At 51.2% G+C, this 20,559-nt stretch carries 14 protein-coding genes and 2 pseudogenes; 6 read left to right on the top strand and 10 right to left on the bottom strand.

What is annotated here, in order from left to right; all coding sequences use genetic code 11:
• Positions 1-506 precede the first annotated feature (506 nt).
• From KNP77_RS02810 to KNP77_RS02800, 3 genes are read left to right on the top strand one after another with little or no spacing between them, the layout of a single operon-like run.
• On the top strand, positions 507-2,774 hold the full coding sequence (locus KNP77_RS02810) for a ribonucleoside-diphosphate reductase subunit alpha (protein ID WP_285800998.1): 2,268 nt from the start codon (positions 507-509) through the stop codon (positions 2,772-2,774).
• A gap of 30 nt (positions 2,775-2,804) precedes the next feature.
• Positions 2,805-3,311, top strand: a complete 507-nt coding sequence (locus KNP77_RS02805; protein ID WP_214888341.1) for a flavodoxin domain-containing protein — start codon at positions 2,805-2,807, stop codon at positions 3,309-3,311.
• Complete coding sequence (locus KNP77_RS02800) at positions 3,268-4,308, top strand: ribonucleotide-diphosphate reductase subunit beta (RefSeq protein ID WP_070328775.1); 1,041 nt, start codon at positions 3,268-3,270, stop codon at positions 4,306-4,308. Before KNP77_RS02805 ends, KNP77_RS02800 begins: the two co-directional genes overlap by 44 nt.
• 108 nt (positions 4,309-4,416) lie before the next feature.
• On the opposite strand, the gene KNP77_RS02795 is transcribed toward KNP77_RS02800, so the two are convergent.
• Entirely contained in the window at positions 4,417-6,330 is a 1,914-nt protein-coding gene (locus KNP77_RS02795; protein ID WP_214888338.1) for an N-acetylmuramoyl-L-alanine amidase family protein, read from the bottom strand.
• Positions 6,331-6,458: 128 nt separating this feature from the next.
• Positions 6,459-7,247 carry a MazG nucleotide pyrophosphohydrolase domain-containing protein gene (locus KNP77_RS02790; RefSeq protein WP_131463896.1) on the bottom strand — a complete coding sequence of 263 codons (789 nt, stop codon included), beginning with the start codon at positions 7,245-7,247 and terminating at the stop codon, positions 6,459-6,461.
• A gap of 85 nt (positions 7,248-7,332) precedes the next feature.
• On the opposite strand from KNP77_RS02790, the gene ytvI reads away from it, so the two are divergent.
• Positions 7,333-8,463 (top strand): sporulation integral membrane protein YtvI, encoded by a 1,131-nt coding sequence (gene ytvI, locus KNP77_RS02785; RefSeq protein WP_131490431.1) that lies wholly within the window; start codon positions 7,333-7,335, stop codon positions 8,461-8,463.
• Positions 8,464-8,468: 5 nt separating this feature from the next.
• Here the strand turns inward: ytvI and KNP77_RS02780 are convergent, their stop codons facing one another.
• Genes KNP77_RS02780 through KNP77_RS02770 form a run of 3 tightly spaced genes read right to left on the bottom strand, consistent with a single transcriptional unit; the run spans position 8,469 to position 10,706 of the window.
• Positions 8,469-9,128, bottom strand: a complete 660-nt coding sequence (locus tag KNP77_RS02780; RefSeq protein WP_131441446.1) for a DUF429 domain-containing protein — start codon at positions 9,126-9,128, stop codon at positions 8,469-8,471.
• The gene (locus tag KNP77_RS02775) at positions 9,109-9,267 is read right to left on the bottom strand and encodes a hypothetical protein (protein ID WP_161567373.1); all 159 of its coding nucleotides are present in this window, start codon (positions 9,265-9,267) and stop codon (positions 9,109-9,111) included. The genes KNP77_RS02780 and KNP77_RS02775 overlap by 20 nt, the downstream gene beginning before the upstream one ends.
• Positions 9,264-10,706, bottom strand: coding sequence for a leucyl aminopeptidase (locus tag KNP77_RS02770; protein WP_214888335.1), 1,443 nt, complete (start codon positions 10,704-10,706; stop codon positions 9,264-9,266). Before KNP77_RS02770 ends, KNP77_RS02775 begins: the two co-directional genes overlap by 4 nt.
• Before the next feature lie 333 nt (positions 10,707-11,039).
• Here KNP77_RS02770 and ptsP point away from each other — a divergent pair, with 333 nt between their 5' ends.
• Positions 11,040-12,758: a phosphoenolpyruvate--protein phosphotransferase gene (gene ptsP / locus KNP77_RS02765; protein ID WP_214888332.1), complete on the top strand. Its 1,719-nt coding sequence runs from the start codon at positions 11,040-11,042 to the stop codon at positions 12,756-12,758.
• Between the two features lie 138 nt (positions 12,759-12,896).
• Here the strand turns inward: ptsP and ptsG (KNP77_RS02760) are convergent.
• The 5 genes and pseudogenes from ptsG (KNP77_RS02760) to KNP77_RS02740 form a co-directional block, all read right to left on the bottom strand.
• Positions 12,897-14,834: pseudogene (gene ptsG, locus KNP77_RS02760) on the bottom strand (glucose-specific PTS transporter subunit IIBC); the annotation flags it as partial.
• Between the two features lie 133 nt (positions 14,835-14,967).
• Positions 14,968-16,467 (bottom strand): annotated as a pseudogene (gene ptsG, locus KNP77_RS02755) (glucose-specific PTS transporter subunit IIBC); the annotation flags it as partial.
• Between the two features lie 216 nt (positions 16,468-16,683).
• Positions 16,684-17,520 (bottom strand): glucose PTS transporter transcription antiterminator GlcT, encoded by an 837-nt coding sequence (glcT, locus tag KNP77_RS02750; RefSeq protein ID WP_236637645.1) that lies wholly within the window; start codon positions 17,518-17,520, stop codon positions 16,684-16,686.
• Between the two features lie 118 nt (positions 17,521-17,638).
• Positions 17,639-17,956, bottom strand: coding sequence for a YuiB family protein (locus tag KNP77_RS02745; protein WP_070328765.1), 318 nt, complete (start codon positions 17,954-17,956; stop codon positions 17,639-17,641).
• A gap of 129 nt (positions 17,957-18,085) precedes the next feature.
• Positions 18,086-19,297 (bottom strand): NAD(P)/FAD-dependent oxidoreductase, encoded by a 1,212-nt coding sequence (locus KNP77_RS02740; protein WP_214888326.1) that lies wholly within the window; start codon positions 19,295-19,297, stop codon positions 18,086-18,088.
• A gap of 268 nt (positions 19,298-19,565) precedes the next feature.
• Here KNP77_RS02740 and KNP77_RS02735 point away from each other — a divergent pair, with 268 nt between their 5' ends.
• Positions 19,566-20,543: an NAD(P)/FAD-dependent oxidoreductase gene (locus tag KNP77_RS02735; RefSeq protein WP_131463906.1), complete on the top strand. Its 978-nt coding sequence runs from the start codon at positions 19,566-19,568 to the stop codon at positions 20,541-20,543.
• Positions 20,544-20,559 lie beyond the last annotated feature (16 nt).

Below are 20,559 nucleotides of genomic sequence, written 5' to 3'. Positions count from 1 at the left end.
AAAACCCTTCTTTTTAGCTTTGATATTATATCGTACTTCCTCAATCTACCGTACTTTTGACGATGGCGCTAGCCTTACCTCGGATTTCCCGCTTTTTCAAATCGAGCCAACACTATATCTAGTATTGGGTCCTGGTCATAACCTTTTTAATAATTTATGGAATCAGTGACATTCTTCTTGATTTCCGTATTGACAAATCGGATTGAACGCTTACAAAAAAAACGGACAGCTTTGACCTCGGGCGTCAGTAAATCTTTTTTTTCGTCTCATATCACGTCTCAAAACGGTTGAGAGCGCCGTTTTAGAGTAAAAGTAATTCATAGTATCACAGTTTTATGAATTTCAAAGATTGCAAAACTAAATATGGGTGATTTATGATTAAAAAGAGAATAAAACGTCAATATATAGTTAACGGATATTTATCACGTTCTCTACCCAATGACGTTGTATCGGACTAGTTCCGCTATACCTTTATAATTTCTACACCTGAAGAAGGAGTGATCGTTTTGACATCCCCTATCCACCACGAGACGATGTTGCCGGCAACACCGACCCTTGCCGACGTAGCGACATTGATCCAATCCTTAACACAACGTTACCCGCAGCTCAGCGTCGCACGCTACGAGGAACGTTTGATTCGAGCACTCGATTCAAAATCACTGACACAAGATGTAGTATATGACTTGATGACGATGCACGCCCTCGATATGTTGAAGGCTGAAGAGCCGGACTGGACATTCGTCGCGACCGAGATGTACTTAAACCGTCTCTACCTTGAAGCAGCACGCAACCGCGGGTATGACGCTTCGATGCGTTACGGCTCACTCTATTCGATGATCGAGACGCTGACGAACAAAGGCATCTTCACGTCGGCGTTAATTGACACATACTCTAAAGAAGATATCGCTTATTTAGAGACGTTGATCGACCCGTCACGCGATCGCCTCTTCACTTACATCGGCCTACGGACGTTATCGGACCGTTACCTCGGACGCGATCACGTTAAAAACTTATATGAGCTCCCACAAGAGCGGTTTATGGTCATCGCCATGACGCTCATGCAAAACGAGGCCGCGTCTAAACGGGTCCAACTTGCCGAAGAAGCCTACTGGGCGCTATCGAACTTATACATGACCGTCGCGACGCCGACGCTCTCGAATGCCGGTAAATCGTACGGGCAGCTTAGCTCTTGCTTCATCGATACGGTCGATGATTCACTCCGCGGTATTTACGACTCGAACACGGACGTGGCCACACTTTCAAAAGGCGGCGGCGGCATCGGGGTCTACCTCGGCAAAATTCGTTCACGCGGAAGTGACATTAAAGGATTCAAAGGTGTCTCGAGCGGTGCGTTGCCTTGGATGAAGCAGTTGAACAACACGGCCGTCTCGGTCGATCAACTCGGCATGCGTCAAGGCTCGATCGCCGTCTACTTGGACATCTGGCACAAGGATATCTTTGAATTCCTCGATGCCAAGTTGAACAACGGCGATGAGCGCCTCCGCACTCATGACTTGTTCACCGGCGTCTGTTTACCGGACTTGTTCATGCGTACTGTCGAAGCGCGGGGCGATTGGCATTTGTTCGACCCGCATGAGATCCGCACAGTCATGGGCTTCAGTCTTGAAGATTTCTACGACGAGACGGATAACGGCGGTTCGTTCACCGAGAAATATATGGCTTGTGTCAATAATCCAGAGCTCACACGTGTAACGGTGCCGGCCATCGACCTCGTCAAACGTTATATGCGCTCACAGCTCGAAACGGGTACGCCTTACATGTTCTTCCGGGATGCGGTCAACCGCGCCAACCCGAACAAACATGCGGGTATGATTTACAGCTCGAACCTCTGTTCAGAAATCGCTCAGAACATGTCGGCGACGACAATCGATGAAGAGTACACAGCAGACGGGAAGATCGTTATCACGAAGACGCCAGGCGACTTTGTCGTCTGTAACTTGAGCTCAATCGCGCTCGCACGTGCCGTCAAATCCGACGTGCTCGAGCGCCTCATCCCGATTCAAATGCGAATGCTCGATAACGTCATCGACCTCAACACGATCGAAGTGCCTCAAGCGATGATCACGAACCAGAAATATCGTTCTGTCGGTCTCGGCACGTTCGGGTGGCACCATTTGCTCGCCCTCGAAGGCATACGCTGGGAATCGGTCGACGCCGTCCAGTACGCTGAAAAACTTTACGAAAAAATCGCCTATCTCACGATTCACGCTTCGATGGAACTCGCGAAAGAAAAAGGCGCGTTCAGCGTGTTCGAAGGTTCGGAATGGCACACGGGCGAATACTTCAGTCGCCGCAACTACCGGTCGCATGACGAGCTCGACTGGGACGGACTCGCGGCCGAGGTTCACCAAAACGGTGTCCGCAACGCCTACATGATGGCCGTCGCACCGAACTCGTCGACAGCGATCATCGCCGGTAGCACCGCTTCGATCGACCCGATTTATAAGAAAGTATATTCGGAAGAGAAGAAAAATTATAAGATCCCAGTGACCGTCCCTGACCTCAACCCGGAGACGAACTGGTTCTACAAATCAGCGTTTGAAGTCGACCAACTTTGGAGCATCCGTCAAAACGCGGCCCGCCAACGCCACATCGACCAAGCGATCAGTTTCAACTTATACGTCAAGAACGACGTGAAGGCGACTGAAATGCTGGCGATGCACCTCGAGGCATGGTCGCTCGGTATGAAATCGATCTATTACACGCGTTCAACGACCGTCGAAGTCGATGAATGCGAATCGTGTTCGTCGTAACATCTGTTTAACGAAAGGTGGGACCTAACCATGAACGTCGCAATCGTCTATAGTTCAATGAGCGGGAATACAGAAGAGGTCGCCGAGTTGATTCAGGCGACCCACATCAATCGGGGCGACCGTGCCGTCTTGTACGAAGCGGACCGCATCGGCCATCGCGAGGCCGGGGCGCTCGCCACGTACGACCTCGTCTATTTCGGGTCGTACACGTGGGCCGATGGCGTCTTGCCAGACGAGATGAAAGATACGTTCCGGCTTCTCTTGAAAGAGCAGTCGGTACCGATTCGTCAAGCCGCCGTCTTCGGGACGGGTGACAAGATGTTCGTTCATTTCTGCCGCGCTGTCGACGAGATGGCATACCACCTTTCGAAGTTCGGAATCCCCCTTGCCGGTGAACTGTTGAAAATCGAACAGTCGCCGCGCAACCAACCGTACAACGTCCGTGCTTGGACCGAACGGTTGGCACGAAACGCCGAAGAAGGAGTACACGTCTATGACTATTCAAAAGATCAAACTACTGTCGCCCAAACATCCTAACCGGGCGACAGCCATTATCGGTGGCGAGACGAGTTCGATCGTCAACTGGAACGATATCGCCTATCCACAATTTTATACAATTTATAAACAGTTGCTGTCTAACTTTTGGATCCCAGATGAGATCTCGATGTCAAAAGACATGCAACAATGGCCGCAACTGACCGAGCGTGAACAAGACGCGTTCAAGCGCATCATCGGCTTGTTGTCGATTCTCGACTCGGTGCAGACGCGCTACATTCTCGAGTCGGCGATGTTCTCTTCCGACTCGTCGGTCCACTCGGTGCTCGCCATCATCGCCCAGCAAGAAGTCGTCCATAATCAATCGTACAGCTACGTGTTGTCGAGTCTCGTTCCGCTCAGCGAGCAGAACCGCATCTTCGATATCGCCAAAGATGACGAGATGGTCATGAAACGTAATCAGTTCATCTTGGACTTGTATGAAGACTTCCGGGCCGTGCCGAACGCGGAGAACTTCGCGAAGTCTCTCGTCGCCTCGGTCATCCTTGAAGGCATCAACTTCTATTCCGGATTCGCCTACTTCTATAACCTCGCCCGTCATCAGAAGATGGTCGGGACGTCGACGATGATCAGCTATATCCAACGGGACGAGATGCAACATTCGCATTTCGTCAGCCAGCTGCTTCGCGCCGTCTTGACCGAGAACCCGGAAATTGACGCCGACGGAAGCTTCAGCCAGTTCGTCTACGACACGATGGGACAAGCGGTCGACCTCGAGATCGAGTGGTGCGAATACGTACTCCGTGACCTCGATGGCCTCGATGTCAGCGAGATGCGTGATTACATCAAATACCTTGCCAACAAACGCCTGCGCGTTATCGGGTTGAACGATTTGTATGAAGGCTTCAACGAGGACGTCATGCCGTGGATCCGTGCCTATTCGGACGACTCGCTCAACGCGACGAAATCCGATTTCTTCGAACAAAAATCACGCTCATACGCGAAAGTGACTGACGCCAACGGTTTCGACGACTTATAAGCCAAGCCCTCGCCCATTCGGACGAGGGCTTGTTTACTACATAAAAGGAAGGCCCCGGCTCGTGTTGAGCTGGGGCCTTCTGTATACTCCTGCGCGAGCAGGTTGGAATTAATGGTACGCTCTCACGTATTGGGCAATACCTTCAGCAACACCGATTGCCATGCGCTGGCGCGATGCTTCACTGCGAAGGTGGACAATATCTTGCGGAGACGAGATGAACCCGAGTTCGACGAGTGCTGACGGCATCGTGTTATACGTGATGACGTAGTAGTTCGCCGTCTTGACACCGCGGTTTCTCATCCCTGACATTTCACCCATCAAATTCGATTGGATGTTCGTTGCGAGCACCCGACTCTTGGCACTATGGGCCGACGAGGTCGAGTAGAACGTTTCGACTCCGTTCGCCGCGGATGTCGTCGCCGCGTTCGTATGCAGGCTGACGAAGAGATCGCCACGTAAGTTTCTGGCCGCTTGGACACGTTGATTGAGCGTCAAGTAAACGTCTGTCGAACGTGTCAACCGGACTTCGTAACCATACTTCGAACGAAGATACGCTTCCGTACGTTTCGTCACGTCGAGTACGACCGTTTTCTCATAAAGCGAACTTCTCACTGCACCCGGATCGGTTCCACCGTGTCCGGCATCAAGAACGATGACCGCACCACTTGATACGCTAGGTTTCGAAGCCGAAGCATACGCCGTTGAGATGTAACCATCACGGTTGTTGTATTTAATCTTGTAGAAGCCGTTCGATGAACCGTAGTGGTCGACTTGCGTGCCGTGTGCAAGTTTCCCGAGTATCGTCGAGCTGGCCGAAGCCGTCGCTCTGACGTTCAAGACATCACCCGGCGTGTTGATATACACTTTCCCTTGTGGCGATGCAGCAGGTGCTGATGGTGCCTTACCAGCAGTCAACCATGAAGTCGGTGTGAAGTAGGTCTTCGTCCCGACGAAAACGTTTGACCAGCTTGAGTTGTATGTGCTGTACGTGACGGCCGTGTACTGCGGCAAGACGAGCAATACCGACGAACTCTGGTGCGTTTTACCGAACAAGTTGATGTTGCGGTTGGCGTATCCTTGAACTTTCGTCTCGACTGGCTTTGTCGTTGTCGGCGGTTGAACCGGGGCAACGCCTGGTGTGATCCATGCCGTCGGTGTATAGTACGTGTCGCTGCCGATATAGACGGTCGACCAGCTCGAGTTGTACTTACTCGATGCGACTACCGTGTTCAACGGGAGTACTTTAACGACTTTCGATGCTTGGTTGCGCGTATCGAACAATTTTAATTCCCGATTCGCGTAGCCAGTCTCTGTCGTCGTCGCCGGCTTCAGTGTTCCGGCTGTAATTCCTCGAGTCGGTGTGTAGTAGGTCTTCGTGCCTTCATAAATAACCGACCAGCTCGAGTTGTGGATGCTGAACGTGACAGCGCGCTTGGCCGGGATCGTTTTCGCGACCGGTGATGTTTGTAGCGTGCGATTGAACAGCTGAATGTCACGATTCGTGTAGCCTGATTGCTTTTTAGGCGCTGAAGCGACTAACTTTGGCGCAAGGTAAGCTTTCGCCGCATAGTACGTCTTTCCATTCAAGAACACTTTGGCCCATGATGAGTTATGGACGGCATAGTTCACTTCAGTGCCTTTTCTAAGCGTCGTAACGATTTTTGCATCACGGTGTGACGTCACTCGAACGTTCAAGTTTTCTGTCGTGACGCCTGTCGATGATGCTGCTTGCGTCGTGATCGCCGTCGGTGACGAGGCGATCCGTTTAATGTACGGGGCCGAAGCATAGTAAGTGCGACTATTTAGATACACTTTATGCCATGACTGGTTATAAGTCCCATACTTTACTTTTGTGCCTTTCGGTAACGTCGTGATGACCGCTCCCGTCGTGCTTGGTGTCGATCGAACGTTTAAATTGACAGTCGTTTCGCCATCTAATGTCGATGCCTCAACCGCAGGGATTTGAGCACCGAACAACAACAGCGATAAGATGAGAGCAACTTTCAATAGCTTCATTTTCATCCAAAATATTCCTTTCTTCTCGCGCTAATTTATACTAACAACACCTTCATAGTAGCATAACGCTTTTTAAAAAAAAGTAAGTATTTGAAAAAAAGATGAATATTTTTGATAAAAAGGGGAATACTTTTCTACCAGTTTTTACGAATAATAATAAATTTGTCTATCCCATGCCATTCTTCGTCGATTATGAACGATTCCGGCACCTTCCAGTCTTGCTCGAGAGAGGACGTCATGATGAACGGATCGTCTGGTTGAAGAATGACGAACCCATCCAGCCCTTCGACATGGGCAATCTTAAAGAATCGTTCCATGTTATATTCTCGTTCTCTATATCGGCTCGCTTCCTCCGAAGGTTTAGCCTCAATTCCTCCCCAATATCGACCAGATTTAAAACGCGTGTACAATCGCACCGCCGATTCGGTGATCGGGTCAGGCGTATGGTCGAACCGCCCGAAATCGCGCGCGGATTTCTCATCGATCAGCGAACCGATTTCAGCATACAAATCAAGCTCAATCTCGCGTGCGATATCGAACACCGCTGCTTGGACGCTCTCGATTCGATACTGTAACGAACCCGGCGTCGATGATGCTTTCAATTTTTTATCCCCTTCGTAGGCGTTCAAGGTCCGGGCAACCTCCCCCGCTTCACGAACGAGCGAATAGTAAGCGCGATGAACGAGGCGCTCGCCTCGTCCGTTCGATTGATCGTCAAGTTCGATCGCATACTGATTGGCGAGACAAGTTGAAATGACGAATACATCTAACAGCTCTTCCACGAGCGCTGCCTCGTCCTGGTCATGCAAGGCACCACCCACTTCTCCCACTTCTTCTAATAATCTGGCCAAGCCTGATAGCGGCCGCCAATACCCTCCTAAGTGGATAATCATCCGATCGATTTTCTGTTGAATCTCCTTCATATTTAATCACCTATCCATCCTCTTCATTTACCAGTTGCGTGGTATACTATGCTCAATCCAATTGTTAGGAAAGGGGCAACCCCTCATGTCTCCTGTAAGACTTTGGCAATTACTTCGATTTCTCCTTGTCGGCATCGGACTCGTGCTCGTTATTTGGGGACTGAGCGTCCTCTTTACGTACACGTATCCTTTCGTGTTCGCTTTCTTGTTATCCTTGTTGACAGTCCCCCTCGTCAACTTGTTCGAGCGTCAGACGAAGATGCCGCGTGCCCTTGGCACCCTCGTTTCACTGCTAATCGTCATGAGTCTTGTCAGCGGCGTCATCGCCATCGTCGTCACCCAATTGATTCGTTACTTGACGATTGCGGCCGAAAAACTTCCAGACCAGATCGAGACGTTCACTGCCTACGTGCAGCGTATGTTCAATCAAAAAATCGCCCCGTTCGTCAACGACGCCTACGACAGCATCCAACGGTTAAACCCTGGTCAAACGACATCGCTCGAAGGTGGCATCACTGAAATCGGCGTCCAACTCGGTGCCGCGATCGGCGTCCTGTCTCGAGGTGTCGCCGGGCTCCTGCAAGACATCCTGAGCGCACTCCCGCTCGTCCTGCTCTTGTTCGTCGTCATCGTCCTAGCCTGGTTCTTCATCACGAAAGACTGGCCGTCTTACATGCGTTCGATCGAGCGGTTGAACAAACGAAAAGGCTTTAAAGAGTTCGAACTCGTCATGCTCAATTTACGCTCGGCTTTGTTCGGCTATGTCCGGGCCCAATTGACCCTCATTTCCATCACGTTCGGAATCGTCTTGGTCGGGATGTTCATTCTACGTGTAGACAATCCGTTCTCATTCGCCTTGTTAGCCGCGTTCTTTGATCTGTTGCCTTACCTGGGTGTCGGAACACTCTTAGTGCCATGGGCAGCCTACGCGGCCATCTCAGGCGACTGGTTCAGCGCGATCGGGCTTCTCGTGCTCTACATCCTCGTCATCGTCCAACGCAACTTGGCCGAGCCGAAGATCGTCGGCTCTCATATCGGCCTCGATCCGCTCGCGGCTTTGATCTCGATCTTTGTCGGTCTGCAACTGTTCGGTGTCCTCGGTTTCATTTTAGGACCAGTCCTCGCGGTATTGCTGAAAGCACTCTACAACGCCCAAGTATTTCATTACATATGGAAGTTCGTCCTCGGACCGATCCAGACACCAAAAGAGCGATGACCGCGTCATCGCTCTTTTGTCTTCGGTACCGCTACGAACGGTAATCCCTCTGTTTGATGCGGATGCGTCTCTAATCCTGTCGTCCCGGCCTCATAGGCGGCGACGGCAAGGATACATGCGTCGATGATATCGTCGACTTTGACGTTCGACATCTTCCACTTCCACGGCGAACTTTTCGAATAGCGCCGCAACAGCTCGATCCGTTCGGCTTCGCCGGCCTCAGTCTTTTTGCTGAAATCGGCCTCGTGTCCGGTCATGACGGCGAAACAGACCTCCGGATGCGACTCATACACGTCTTCAGCCGTGATCGTTTGAAACTCACGAATACGCGGCACGAGGTTCCATGCTTGCTTGCTGATTCCTTTTCCAATCAGTTCGCGACTTCTCACATTGGCGGCTTCATACGTCTGTTCCATCACGACGTCTTGAATCGGCGGCGTGAAGATCGACGACTTCCGTTGCTTCAACTGGGCCCGCATCCACGCATCGCACGTCCGGTCCGGGTTTGAGATCGTCCCGAGATCGTTCGGCATGTCGACGAAGTGCATTGCCCCGTCAATCAATAAATCTTCCAACTGTTCTGAGATGGTCAAGCACAGCGAGATGCTATCGTACGTGATTCGCACCCAGCCTCCGCGTGCCCCATCAATTCCTACTCCGACCACGGCGTCCCTCCTGAATCAAAAACAAAACTCCGAGCACCGCACTAAAGACGGATACCCCTAACAACAACTGGCTCGGCCAAGCCGCATAGCCGAGACCTGCGACGATGGCCAAACCGATCAACATTAATCCGAATTTCAACGCTTCCATCCTTCGAGCATTGACGCAAGTGTACGTACCATAACACCGGTCGGGCCTTTCGGACCGAGATAGTTCGCCGCAGAACGCTCGCTCGTTCCAGCGATATCGAGGTGGAGCCACGGCGTGTCACCGACGAACTCGCCGACGAACGCGCCACCGAAAATCATATGACCGTAACGGCCCGGTGAGTTGTTCAAGTCGGCGACTTCAGATTTCCGAACTTGCTTGATGAACACATCAAAGTAAGGCATTTGCCAAACGAGCTCATTCGTTGCTCGGCTCGCCGTCTCTAGTGCTTCATAGAGCGAGTCGTCGTTCGTCAGGCAACCAGTTACCTCAGTACCGAGCGCGACGAGTACACCGCCTGTCAGCGTCGCTACGTCGATGATGGCTTTCGGCTCATACGTCTTCGCGAACGTCACCGCATCGGCAAGAACGAGTCGTCCTTCCGCATCGGTATTGAGCACTTCGATCGTTTTCCCGTTCATCGCCGTAATGACGTCGTCCGGTTTGAACGCGTCTCCTGAAATCATGTTGTCCGTTGCCGGAATGACGCCGAGCACGTTGACAGCCGGTTTCGTCGTCGCGAGCGTCTCAAACAGACCGAGCACGGTGGCGGCACCACCCATATCGCCTTTCATCCCGACGATCCCGTCTTTCGGCTTGATCGAGTAACCGCCCGTGTCGAACGTGACACCTTTTCCGACGACGGCAATCGGCGCATCGTCCCCGGCACCGTTGTACTCGAGCACGATCAACTTCGGCGGAATTGTCGAACCTTGATTGACAGCGAGCAGCGCCCCCATACCGAGCGCCTCCATCTCTTCTTTTTCAATGATTCGATGGCTGAAACCACGACGCTCGGCCAGGTCGACGGCGTAGTCGGCTAGTGCCACTGCGTCCAAAATGTTAGCCGGCATCATCGTCAACGTCCGAGCTACGTTGACCCCACGCCCGTAAGCGGCACCCGCTTCGACGTCCGCTTCGTTCACGTCTCCTAAAAGTGTGATCGTCACGTCCGGTGTCGCCGACTTCGGCGCCGACTTATATGTAGGATGCTCATACGTCGCCATCTCATACGCTTCGGCGAACAAGCTCGCCACGCCTGGTTCAAACGTATCGAGAGCGACCGCAACGTCCGTAAAACCGCGGCCTTTGATTTCTTTCGCGACTTTCCCGAACCAGTTCCGCAAGTTTTCGACGGACGAATCGTTCCGTTGTCCTAAACCTACGAACAAAACGCGTTTGATGTTCCCCTCAAACGTCGGCACGATCGAGACTTCCCCTGTCTTCGTCGAGATGTCAGCTGACTGGATGAGCGATTTGACGCGCCCGTTGAACAACGTGTCGAGCCCTGTTTCGACGGCGTCGGCCGCCCCGATTCCGACAACGACCGTGTCGTGTGAACCGGTCCAGTCTAATTCAGCGAATTGATACATATTTGCCACTTCCCTTCTTTATATAAGGTAAGCATAACGAACTTCATCAAAATAATGAAATAGTATGCGCAATCGTCGCTAATTCTTCAAATTCAAAGGCCATCTCCTCGTTGTGACGATGATTTATTTTATGATAGGATAGGAAAGTACGCAATCAGGCATCCCTCGTGCTCGAGGCGAGGCCACTTTGTTCGGTCGAGGCTTCCCCTAGTAGTAGACCGTTGCTACTTTAATCTTCCGGGTTTTTCGTTAGTTCCTTTTTCATTTCGGGTAAGAACTAACGAGGTAACCGTCGGAAAAAACACTATTTCTTTGAAGAGAGGGATTACGCTTATGTCACACATTAAAGGTATTGGCGCATCTGCAGGAATCGCAGTTGCGAAAGCATTCGTCATGGAGACACCTTCATTTGACATCCCGACGAACAAAATCGAGGACGTAGCCGCTGAGAAGGCGCGCTTCCAAGCAGCCATCAGTCAGTCGAAAACAGAACTCGAAGAAATCCGCCAGATCACACTGCGTGAACTCGGAGAAGACAAGGCTGAGATCTTCTCGGCTCACTTGCTCATCGTGGAAGACCCAGAGATCGTCTCGCAAGTGAACGAAAAAATTGAAAGCGAACACATGAACGCTGCGAAAGCGCTCGATGAAGTCGCTCAAACGATGATCATGATCTTTGAATCGATGGACAACGAGTACATGCGCGAGCGCGCGGCTGATGTCCGCGACGTCACAAAACGCGTCATGGCCCACATCCTCGGCGTCACGTTCATGACACCTGCTTCAATTTCAGAGGAAGTCATCATCATCGCTGAAGATTTGACACCGTCTGACACGGCTCAGCTCAACCGCAAATACGTCAAAGGGTTCGCGACAAACATCGGCGGTCGTACGTCACACTCGGCCATCATGTCGCGCTCACTTGAAATCCCGGCAGTCGTCGGAACAAAAGTCGCACTCGAAGAAATCAAAAACGGCGACCTCGTCGTCATCGACGGGACAGAAGGAGACGTTTTCGTCAATCCGTCTGAAGAACTCGTCAATGAATACGTCGCAAAACGTGCGTCATTCGAAGCGTACAAAGAAGAGTTGAAGCAACTCGTCAACGAAGAGTCTGTCACGGCAGACGGTCATAAAGTGAAACTCGCGGCGAACATCGGGACACCGAATGACCTTGAAGGCGTTCTTAAAAACGGTTCTGATGCGATCGGTCTTTACCGGACAGAGTTCCTTTACATGGATTCAGAAACGTTCCCGACCGAAGAAGAGCAGTACACAGCATACAAAACAGTAATCGAAGGTATGGAAGGCAAACAAGTCGTCATCCGTACGCTCGACATCGGTGGAGATAAAGAATTATCTTACCTCGACCTCCCGAAAGAGATGAACCCGTTCCTCGGCTATCGCGCCATCCGCCTTTGCCTTGAAGAAACGGACTTGTTCCGCACACAGCTTCGCGCCCTTCTCCGCGCCTCGGCTCACGGTGACCTCGCTATCATGTTCCCAATGATTGCGACACTTGAAGAGTTCCGCGCAGCGAAAGCCCTTCTTCTCGAAGAAGAAGCGAAGTTGAAAGCAGAAGGCGTCGCTGTCGGTAACTACGAGACAGGGATGATGGTCGAAATTCCTTCGACAGCCGTCATGGCGAAACAATTCGCGAAAGAAGTCGACTTCTTCTCTGTCGGCACGAACGACTTGATTCAATACACGATGGCAGCTGACCGCATGAACGAGAAAGTCTCGTACTTGTACCAGCCGTTCAACCCGGCCATCTTGAACCTTCTCCACAACGTCATCACAGAAGCACACAAAGCAGGCAAATGGGTCGGCATGTGTGGCGAGATGGCTGGAGAAGAGCTTGCGATTCCAATCCTGCTAGGACTTGGCCTCGACGAGTTCTCGATGTCGGCTTCAAGCGTCCTTCGCGCACGTAGCCTCGTGAAACGTTTGACGAAAGCTGAAACAGAAGCGATCGTCAACGACGTCCTCAACATGGATACAGCCGAAGAAGTCGTCAACTTCATCAGCCAAAAATTCGATATTAAAGCATAATCAAAAGTGGCTCTCGCAATTTGCGAGAGCCACTTTTTTTTGCGCTTATTCCGCGCCTTTGTCATCCGTTCTAAAATCGAGCGCTTCCCCGGCGACGACCGTCTCTCCGAACGGTACGACGACGACTTTGCCGTCCCCGTTCGTCCAAATGATCGGCGTGATGAGCGACGGGACTTTGTCACGGATCAAGTTGAGGTCGACATCGAGCAGAATATCTCCCGCTTCGACGCGGTCGCCTTCTTTCACTTTGGCGACGAACCCTTCCCCTTTCAGATTGACCGTATCAAGACCGACGTGGATGAGAATCTCGCGTCCGTCGTCCGCGAGCAAGCCGATCGCGTGTTTCGTCGGGAAGAACGTCGTGATCTGACCGGTGACCGGTGCCACGACTTGGCCGGAACTCGGCTCGATCGCGAACCCTTCACCCATCATCCGGCCCGAGAAGACTTGGTCCGGTACATCGTCAAGCGACAAGATGACACCCGACATCGGTGCGAGGAAGCGATGGTCGGCATGCTCGGCCGCTTCCGGCGTGATGACCGCTTTTTCTTTCGGTTTGTACTCGCCACCTTCGATGATGGCGGCGATTTGCGATTTGAGTGTATCGGACTTCGGTCCGAAGATGGCTTGAATGTTATCCCCGACTTCAAGCACACCGGCGGCACCAAGATCTTTCAGCAAGTCTTTATCGACTTGTTTGACATCGTTCACGGTGACACGGAGTCGTGTGATACAAGCATCAAGATGCTTGATATTCTCAGGGCCACCGAGGCCAACGAGCACTTCGTACGGAAGGTCATCGTCGACAACCGTTCGGGCGCCACGCCCTTCGGCGACGACGTCACGACCTGGAACTTTCAAATCGAACTTCGTGATCGCGAAACGGAATCCAAAGTAATAGACGACCGCGAAGACGAGACCGACTGGAACGACGAGCCACCAAGCGGTCCGGTTCGGTAATACCCCGAACAACAGGTAGTCGATGAGTCCGCCCGAGAACGTCATCCCAATTTTAACGTTGAGCAAATGCATCGTCATAAACGAGAGTCCAGCGAACACGGCGTGAATACCGAAGAGAAGTGGTGCGACGAAGACGAACGAGAATTCGACCGGTTCAGTGATACCAGTCAAGAATGAAGTGAGGGCGGCTGAGAAGTAAAGTCCTTCCACGTCTTTACGACGCTCTTTCGGAACGGTGTGGAACATGGCGAGACAGGCGGCAGGCAATCCGAACATCATGAACGGGAACTTCCCGGTCATGTACGTCCCGGCGGTGAACTCGACGCCGTCACGAAGTTGGGCGAAGAAGATCCGTTGGTCCCCCTGAACGAGATCCCCGGCTTGGTTCGTATATTCCCCGAACTGGAACCAAAACGGCGAGTACCAAATGTGGTGCAGACCGAACGGAATCAACGAGCGTTCGACCAATCCGAAGACGAAGGCGGAAACCGCCACGTTCGCCTCAATGATCGTGCTCGAGAACGTATTGATGGCAGTACCGATCGGCGGCCAAATGTAGGCGAGCGCGATCCCGATCACTAAACTGAACGCGGCGGTCGCAATCGGAACGAAACGTTTCCCGGCAAAGAATCCTAAGAAGTCCGGCAACTTGATGTTAAAGTACTTGTTATACGCGAACGCGGCAATCAAACCGGCGATGATACCACCGAATACCCCCATTTGGAGCGTCGGGATGCCAAGTACCGATGCATAGGCAGGATCCCCCTGGACAATTTCTGCAGTAATCCCGTTCCACGTGCTGATAACTTTGTTCATGATCAAATAACCAACGATAGCTGCTAACCCGGCAACACCGTCTCCGTTGGCCAGTCCAATGGCGACCCCGACGGCGAACAACAGACCTAAATTGGCAAACACGATATCCCCGGCATCGGTCATGACTTGCCAAATGAGGACGAGTGCATCGTTTGCCAAGAAAGGTAACAGCGAAACGAGATCAGGATTTTGGAACGCAGTACCAAATGCAAGTAATAGACCGGCTGCCGGCAAAATCGCAACCGGAAGCATGAGCGCCTTCCCGATCCGCTGCAATACGCCAAACACTTTCTTCCACATCATGGTTCCTCCTTTTGTCAGAATACTTACTTTTCCCCATCTGATACCAGGCTGAAACCGTTTCCCCATACAAAAAAAGCCAACCCTTAACGGATTGGCTTAATACTTAGTTTGCTTTCTTTTCGTTACCTGAAGCGATGACCGCTTGCATCTCTGATTTCAATGCATCCGAACGCGGTCCAAAGATCGCTTGAATGTTGTTACCGACTTCAAGGACACCAGCTGCCCCGAGACGTTTCAACTCTTCTTTGTTCACTTGGCTCTTATCTTTAACTTCGACGCGAAGACGTGTGATACATGCGTCAAGGTGTTTGATGTTTTGTGAACCACCGAAACCAACGAGGATATCTTGTGCAAGTTCCGAACCAGTAGCTGTTGATTGCTCAACGACTTCATCTTCACGGCCCGGTGTTTTAAGGTTGAACTTACGGATAACGAAACGGAATCCGAAGTAGTAGACGACTGCGAACGCGAGTCCGACTGGAATAACGAGCCACCAGTCTGTACGGTTAGGAAGTACACCGAAGAGAAGGTAGTCGATCAAACCGCCCGAGAACGTCATCCCGATTTTGACGTTCAAGATGTGCATGACCATGAATGAAAGACCAGCGAAGACTGCGTGTACTGCGAACAAGAGTGGAGCTACGAACAAGAATGAGAACTCGATCGGCTCTGTGATACCTGTCAAGAACGATGTGAGTGCTGCCGAAGCTAAGAGACCGCCGACGACCGCTTTACGCTCAGGACGTGCTTCATGGTACATCGCAAGTGCTGCTGCAGGAAGACCGAACATCATGAACGGGTATTTACCAGTCATGAACGTACCGGCTGTAAGCTCGGCACCGTCACGGATTTGAGCGAAGAAGATCGCTTGGTCACCGCGGACGATCGTACCAGCTGCATCCGTGTATGATCCGAATTCGAACCAGAACGGTGAGTAGAAGATATGGTGCAAACCGAACGGGATCAACGAACGTTCGATCAAACCGAAGACGAATGCCGCTAACGTGCGGTTTTCAGTCAGCATGAAGTTCGAGAACGTGTTCAATCCGTGCTGAACCGGTGGCCAGATGAGAAGCATGACGAAACCAGCGACGACAGCCAATACAGCTGTGACGATTGGGACGAAACGCTTACCAGCGAAGAATCCAAGGAATTGCGGCAATTCGATGTTGAAGTACTTATTGTATGCCCAGGCCGCTATCAGACCGACGATGATACCACCGAAGACACCTGTTTGAAGTGTTGGGATACCAAGGACTGACGCGTAAGCCGGGTCACCTTGTGCGATGATCTCAGGTGTGAGTTCGAGCCAAACACCCATGACTTTGTTCATGATGAGGAACCCGACGATGGCTGCGAGTCCGGCAACGCCGTCCCCTGCTAAACCGATCGCGACACCGACTGCGAATAAGAGTGCTAAGTTCGAGAAGATAATTCCGCCTGCTTGCTCCATGAGCTGAGCAAACTTGACAACGCCTGCGTTCGTCAACCAACCAGCGCGTGACGTAAGGGCCGGGTTTTGCATCGCGTTACCGAATGCGAGAAGAAGACCGGCTGCCGGCAAGATCGCAACAGGAAGCATAAGCGCTTTACCGACTTTTTGAAGAACACCAAAAATCTGCTTAAACATGATAAATCCTCCTTTTGTAATTGTTTATTCTGAAACCGAACGTAGATGTCAGACAACCGACGTATCTAAACGTTTTCATAATGAACGTTTATAAAAACAGAAACAGGCATGAATAAGGTATAGAACGTAGACTTCTCCTCAATAGAGAAATCGTAGCCGTTCCACTCCTTACTCATGCCTGATCGAATCAGTAACACGTAAGATACGTGGTATCAGTTATCTACTTGTAGTCAGTCGCTGGAGATGCATCGTCAAATATGTCGCTTCACCTCGTGGGACAGGACGCTTTAATTCGCGTTCCATGATGCCCATCAGCTCCCAAGCAGTACTATAGCATAGCGGATATTCTTCACGCAACACCTTTTCTATTTTTTGTGGGGCCTCGACCGTCTCACCTGTCGCAACCCGCTCAACGGCGTACCTTAAGTGCCGAAGTAAGCGCTTATAATCGAGCGAAGTCCGGTCCATTTTGACGTTCAAACGACTCTCAATCGTCTGAACGATCTGGCCGATGATTTGATTGTGACGATTGACTTCGAGGACGTTTTTAAACGTCGTCGCCGAATGGATATGAAGGGCGATAAATCCGACCTCGGCATCAGGAAGCAACACATCGAGGCGCTCGTGGATCATGTCGACGATCCGTTCAGCGAGCGCGTACTCGTTCGGATAGAGCGATTCAGTCTCGAGTAAGAACGGATTCGTCACTTCCATCCCTTGCTCGATCCGTTTCATCGTAAAGAACAAGTGATCGGTCAGGCCGATATGGATATGTTGATCGACTTTTTTTCCCGTGTTGCTCTCGATGAAGCCGACGATGTCTTGCATGAAGGCGATGAAATCTTCATCGACGTGCTTTACGAGCTCACGGTATTGAGATTGCTCTTCCTTATCCGTCAATTGATACACTTTCTCCGGGACGCTGGCCGGGTCGACGAGATCGCCCGCTTTCTTGCCGAAGCCAATCCCCTTCCCAAGCAGAATGACTTCCGGATCCGTATCATGTTGACAAATGACAACGCTATTATTCAACACTTTTTTGATCGTATACATCGGTAATGTCAAACGTATCGCATCCCTTACTAATTAAATCGTTATCTTATCTAGTATATCGGTTCAGCTTCTAAAAAAGTAGGCAGAAACCAAAAAAAGACGAACATTTCTGTCGTCTTTAAAACATCGAGTAACCGCTCTTACGCAAGTACCGGATGGTGACTCCTGCCAAGATGGCACCGAGCAATCCGAATCCGAGCATAAAAATGTCGAGAAACTGCAGACCAAGCAGACGCTCATAGACGTTCGCGAGCGCGGTCGATGTTTCCGTGACGTAGCTTGACAGCTTGACGTTGTCGATCATCATGATGACGAAAATCGGATAGATGAACACGAGCGTCCACGTCTTTTTGAGCAGCATATTCAAGATGAACCCGATGCTGAAGAAGATGACTAAATATAAAATCGCGCCAATGACGGCTTGGATGATGTGCATGTGATTGCCCCCTTTTCCCGTTGTCTATTATACCGAAAAGAAATCCGCTTGGTCAAAGAAGTTCACTGAATCGTTGACATGAAAAAGCAGCCCGTTCAAATGAACAGGCTGCTCGTTGGCTCAAACGAATCAGAATTTACCTTTTTTAAGGACGAGACCGTATTTTTTGAGCTCGATAAAGTGTTTGTTGTCGATGACTTTCTTCATGAATGAAGCGTTGCGACCGAAGATCTTTTTGCCCATGACGATTCCGATTCCATCGTTATGACCAAGTGACGCGACCGTCCCTTTGCTCTCATACGTGAACTTCGAAGTCGACTTGCCGTTGATGAGCGCAGCGATGTTTTTCGCCACGTTGTGCGCTTGTTGCGTCGCAATTTGCGCCGTCGGCGGGTACGGACGGTTCGAGACAGGATCCATGACCGCTGAGCAGTCACCGATGATGAAGACGTTATCGTGGCCAGGGGCACGGTTGTCCGCCTCGACCATAACACGGTTACGGACCGCTTCGAAGCCAGACTTCTCAACGATCGGGCTACCGCTGACGCCGCCTGTCCAAAGGATCGTGTTCGCTGCGATCGTCTCCGTCGTCTCACCTTGGAGTGGACCGAACGTGACGACACCTGGCTCTACAGCTTTGATGCCGTTGCCGAGTTTCATCTCGACGCCGTTACGCTCGAGCCATTTTTGCGCATACGTCGTGAGTTCCGGGTCGAACCCTGGAAGAACCGTTGGCGCTGCCTCGATGTTAACGATGCGGACCGCTTCACGGGGAACATCGTACTGTTTGCAAAGTTCAGGGACACGGTTGACGAGCTCACCGAGGAACTCGATACCTGTGAATCCGGCACCACCGACGACGATCGTGACGAATGAACGGTCAGATGATCCGCTTGTCTTGTATTGTGCGAACGAGTACTCGATATGTTCTTTAATTTTACGAACGCTGTTGAGCGAGTTGATCGTCATCGCGTTCTCTTTAAGGCCCGGGATACCGAATGTTTCCGGTACGCCACCGAGGGCGAAGACGACGTAATCGTACTCGACAGTCGATCCGTCTTCGAGCATCACTTGTTTGGCTGTAGTATCGACGCGATCGACGATCCCTTTGACAAATTTAACGCGTGACGCATTGACGACGTCGTTAATGTAGACACGAGCTTGCTCAGGCTTCATCGTTCCGGCCGCCGGCTCATGAAGCCAAGTCGTTTGGTAATGGTAATCGTGTTTGTTGATCAACGTGATGTTTGCATCTCCAGCTGAGAGCGTCTTTTGCAGGTTTACTGCCGTGATGAGTCCACCGAAACCTGCGCCGAGGATAACAATGTTAGGTCGTTTCATGTTCATTTCCACCTTATTTTAAAAGTTTTGTTTTCCTGAACAACTATGTTGTGTGTTTTTTCACATAGACGTTCACAATAAAGCCTAATTCTTGTTCAACCAATGTTCACAATTGCTTCCCGTTCATTGTACGACGTTTAATCCGTTTTCTCAATGAAAAAGCTTATCTTCTTGAATTTTTTTCGAAAGTATTGCATCTTTGTACTGAATGGATTTAGTTCACGTTAGACCATATAATAGAAGTACACGCTTCATGAGGAGGAATTCGATGAAATCGACGAAAGATGTAGTCATTATCGGTGGTGGTCCAATCGGACTGTTCACCGCATTTTATGCAGGTATGCGCCAACTCGATGCGACGTTGATCGAAAGCTTGCCGCAACTAGGCGGGCAATTATCGACGCTCTATCCAGAGAAATATATTTATGACATCGCCGGCTTCCCGAAAGTGAAGGCCCAAGATCTAGTCGACCAACTGAAAGCGCAAGCCGATCAGTTCGAACAAGATTATCGCCTTGGCGAGACGGTCGAAACGGTCGAGCGACTCGAAGACGGTACGTTCCACATCTCGACGAACAAGGACGAGTACCATACGAAAGCGATCATCATCACAGCCGGCAACGGCGCGTTCGCCGCACGTCCGCTCGGACTGGACGGTTGCGAAGATTATGCGAACCTTCATTACTTCGTCGACAGCATGGAGAAATTCCGCGACCGTCGCGTCATGATCGCCGGCGGCGGCGACTCGGCCGTTGACTGGGCACTCATGCTCGAAGGTATCGCCAAAGAAGTCCATATCGTCCACCGTCGTGACCGCTTCCGGGCTCACGAGCATACGGTCGAACAAATGAAGGCCTCGACGATCAACGTCTGGACGCCTTATAATATCGAATCGCTCTCAGGTGCGACGCATATCGAGTCTGTCGAACTGACGGACAAAGATGGCGAATCGAAGTTCGTCGACATCGACGACTTGATTTGTAACTATGGGTTCGTCTCATCGCTCGGCCCGATCAAAAACTGGGGCATGGAGTTTGAGAAAAACACGATCCGTGTCGACTCACGAATGGAGACAACAGTCGCAGGCATCTTCGCTTGCGGTGACATCGCCACGTACGAAGGCAAAGTGAAATTGATCGCGACCGGCTTCGGTGAAGCACCGATCGCCGTCAACCAAGTGAAACAGCTCGTCGACCCGACAGCGCGTCACCCACAACATTCAACCTCGGTATTTGCCGGGAAATAAAGACTGGCCTCTCATC

The sequence above is a fragment of the Exiguobacterium sp. s142 genome, from assembly GCF_018618455.1.
GTDB classification, from domain to species: domain Bacteria; phylum Bacillota; class Bacilli; order Exiguobacteriales; family Exiguobacteriaceae; genus Exiguobacterium; species Exiguobacterium aurantiacum_A.
Note: the sequence above shows the minus strand (reverse complement) of the source record. Positions and strands in the feature narration are given on the sequence as shown.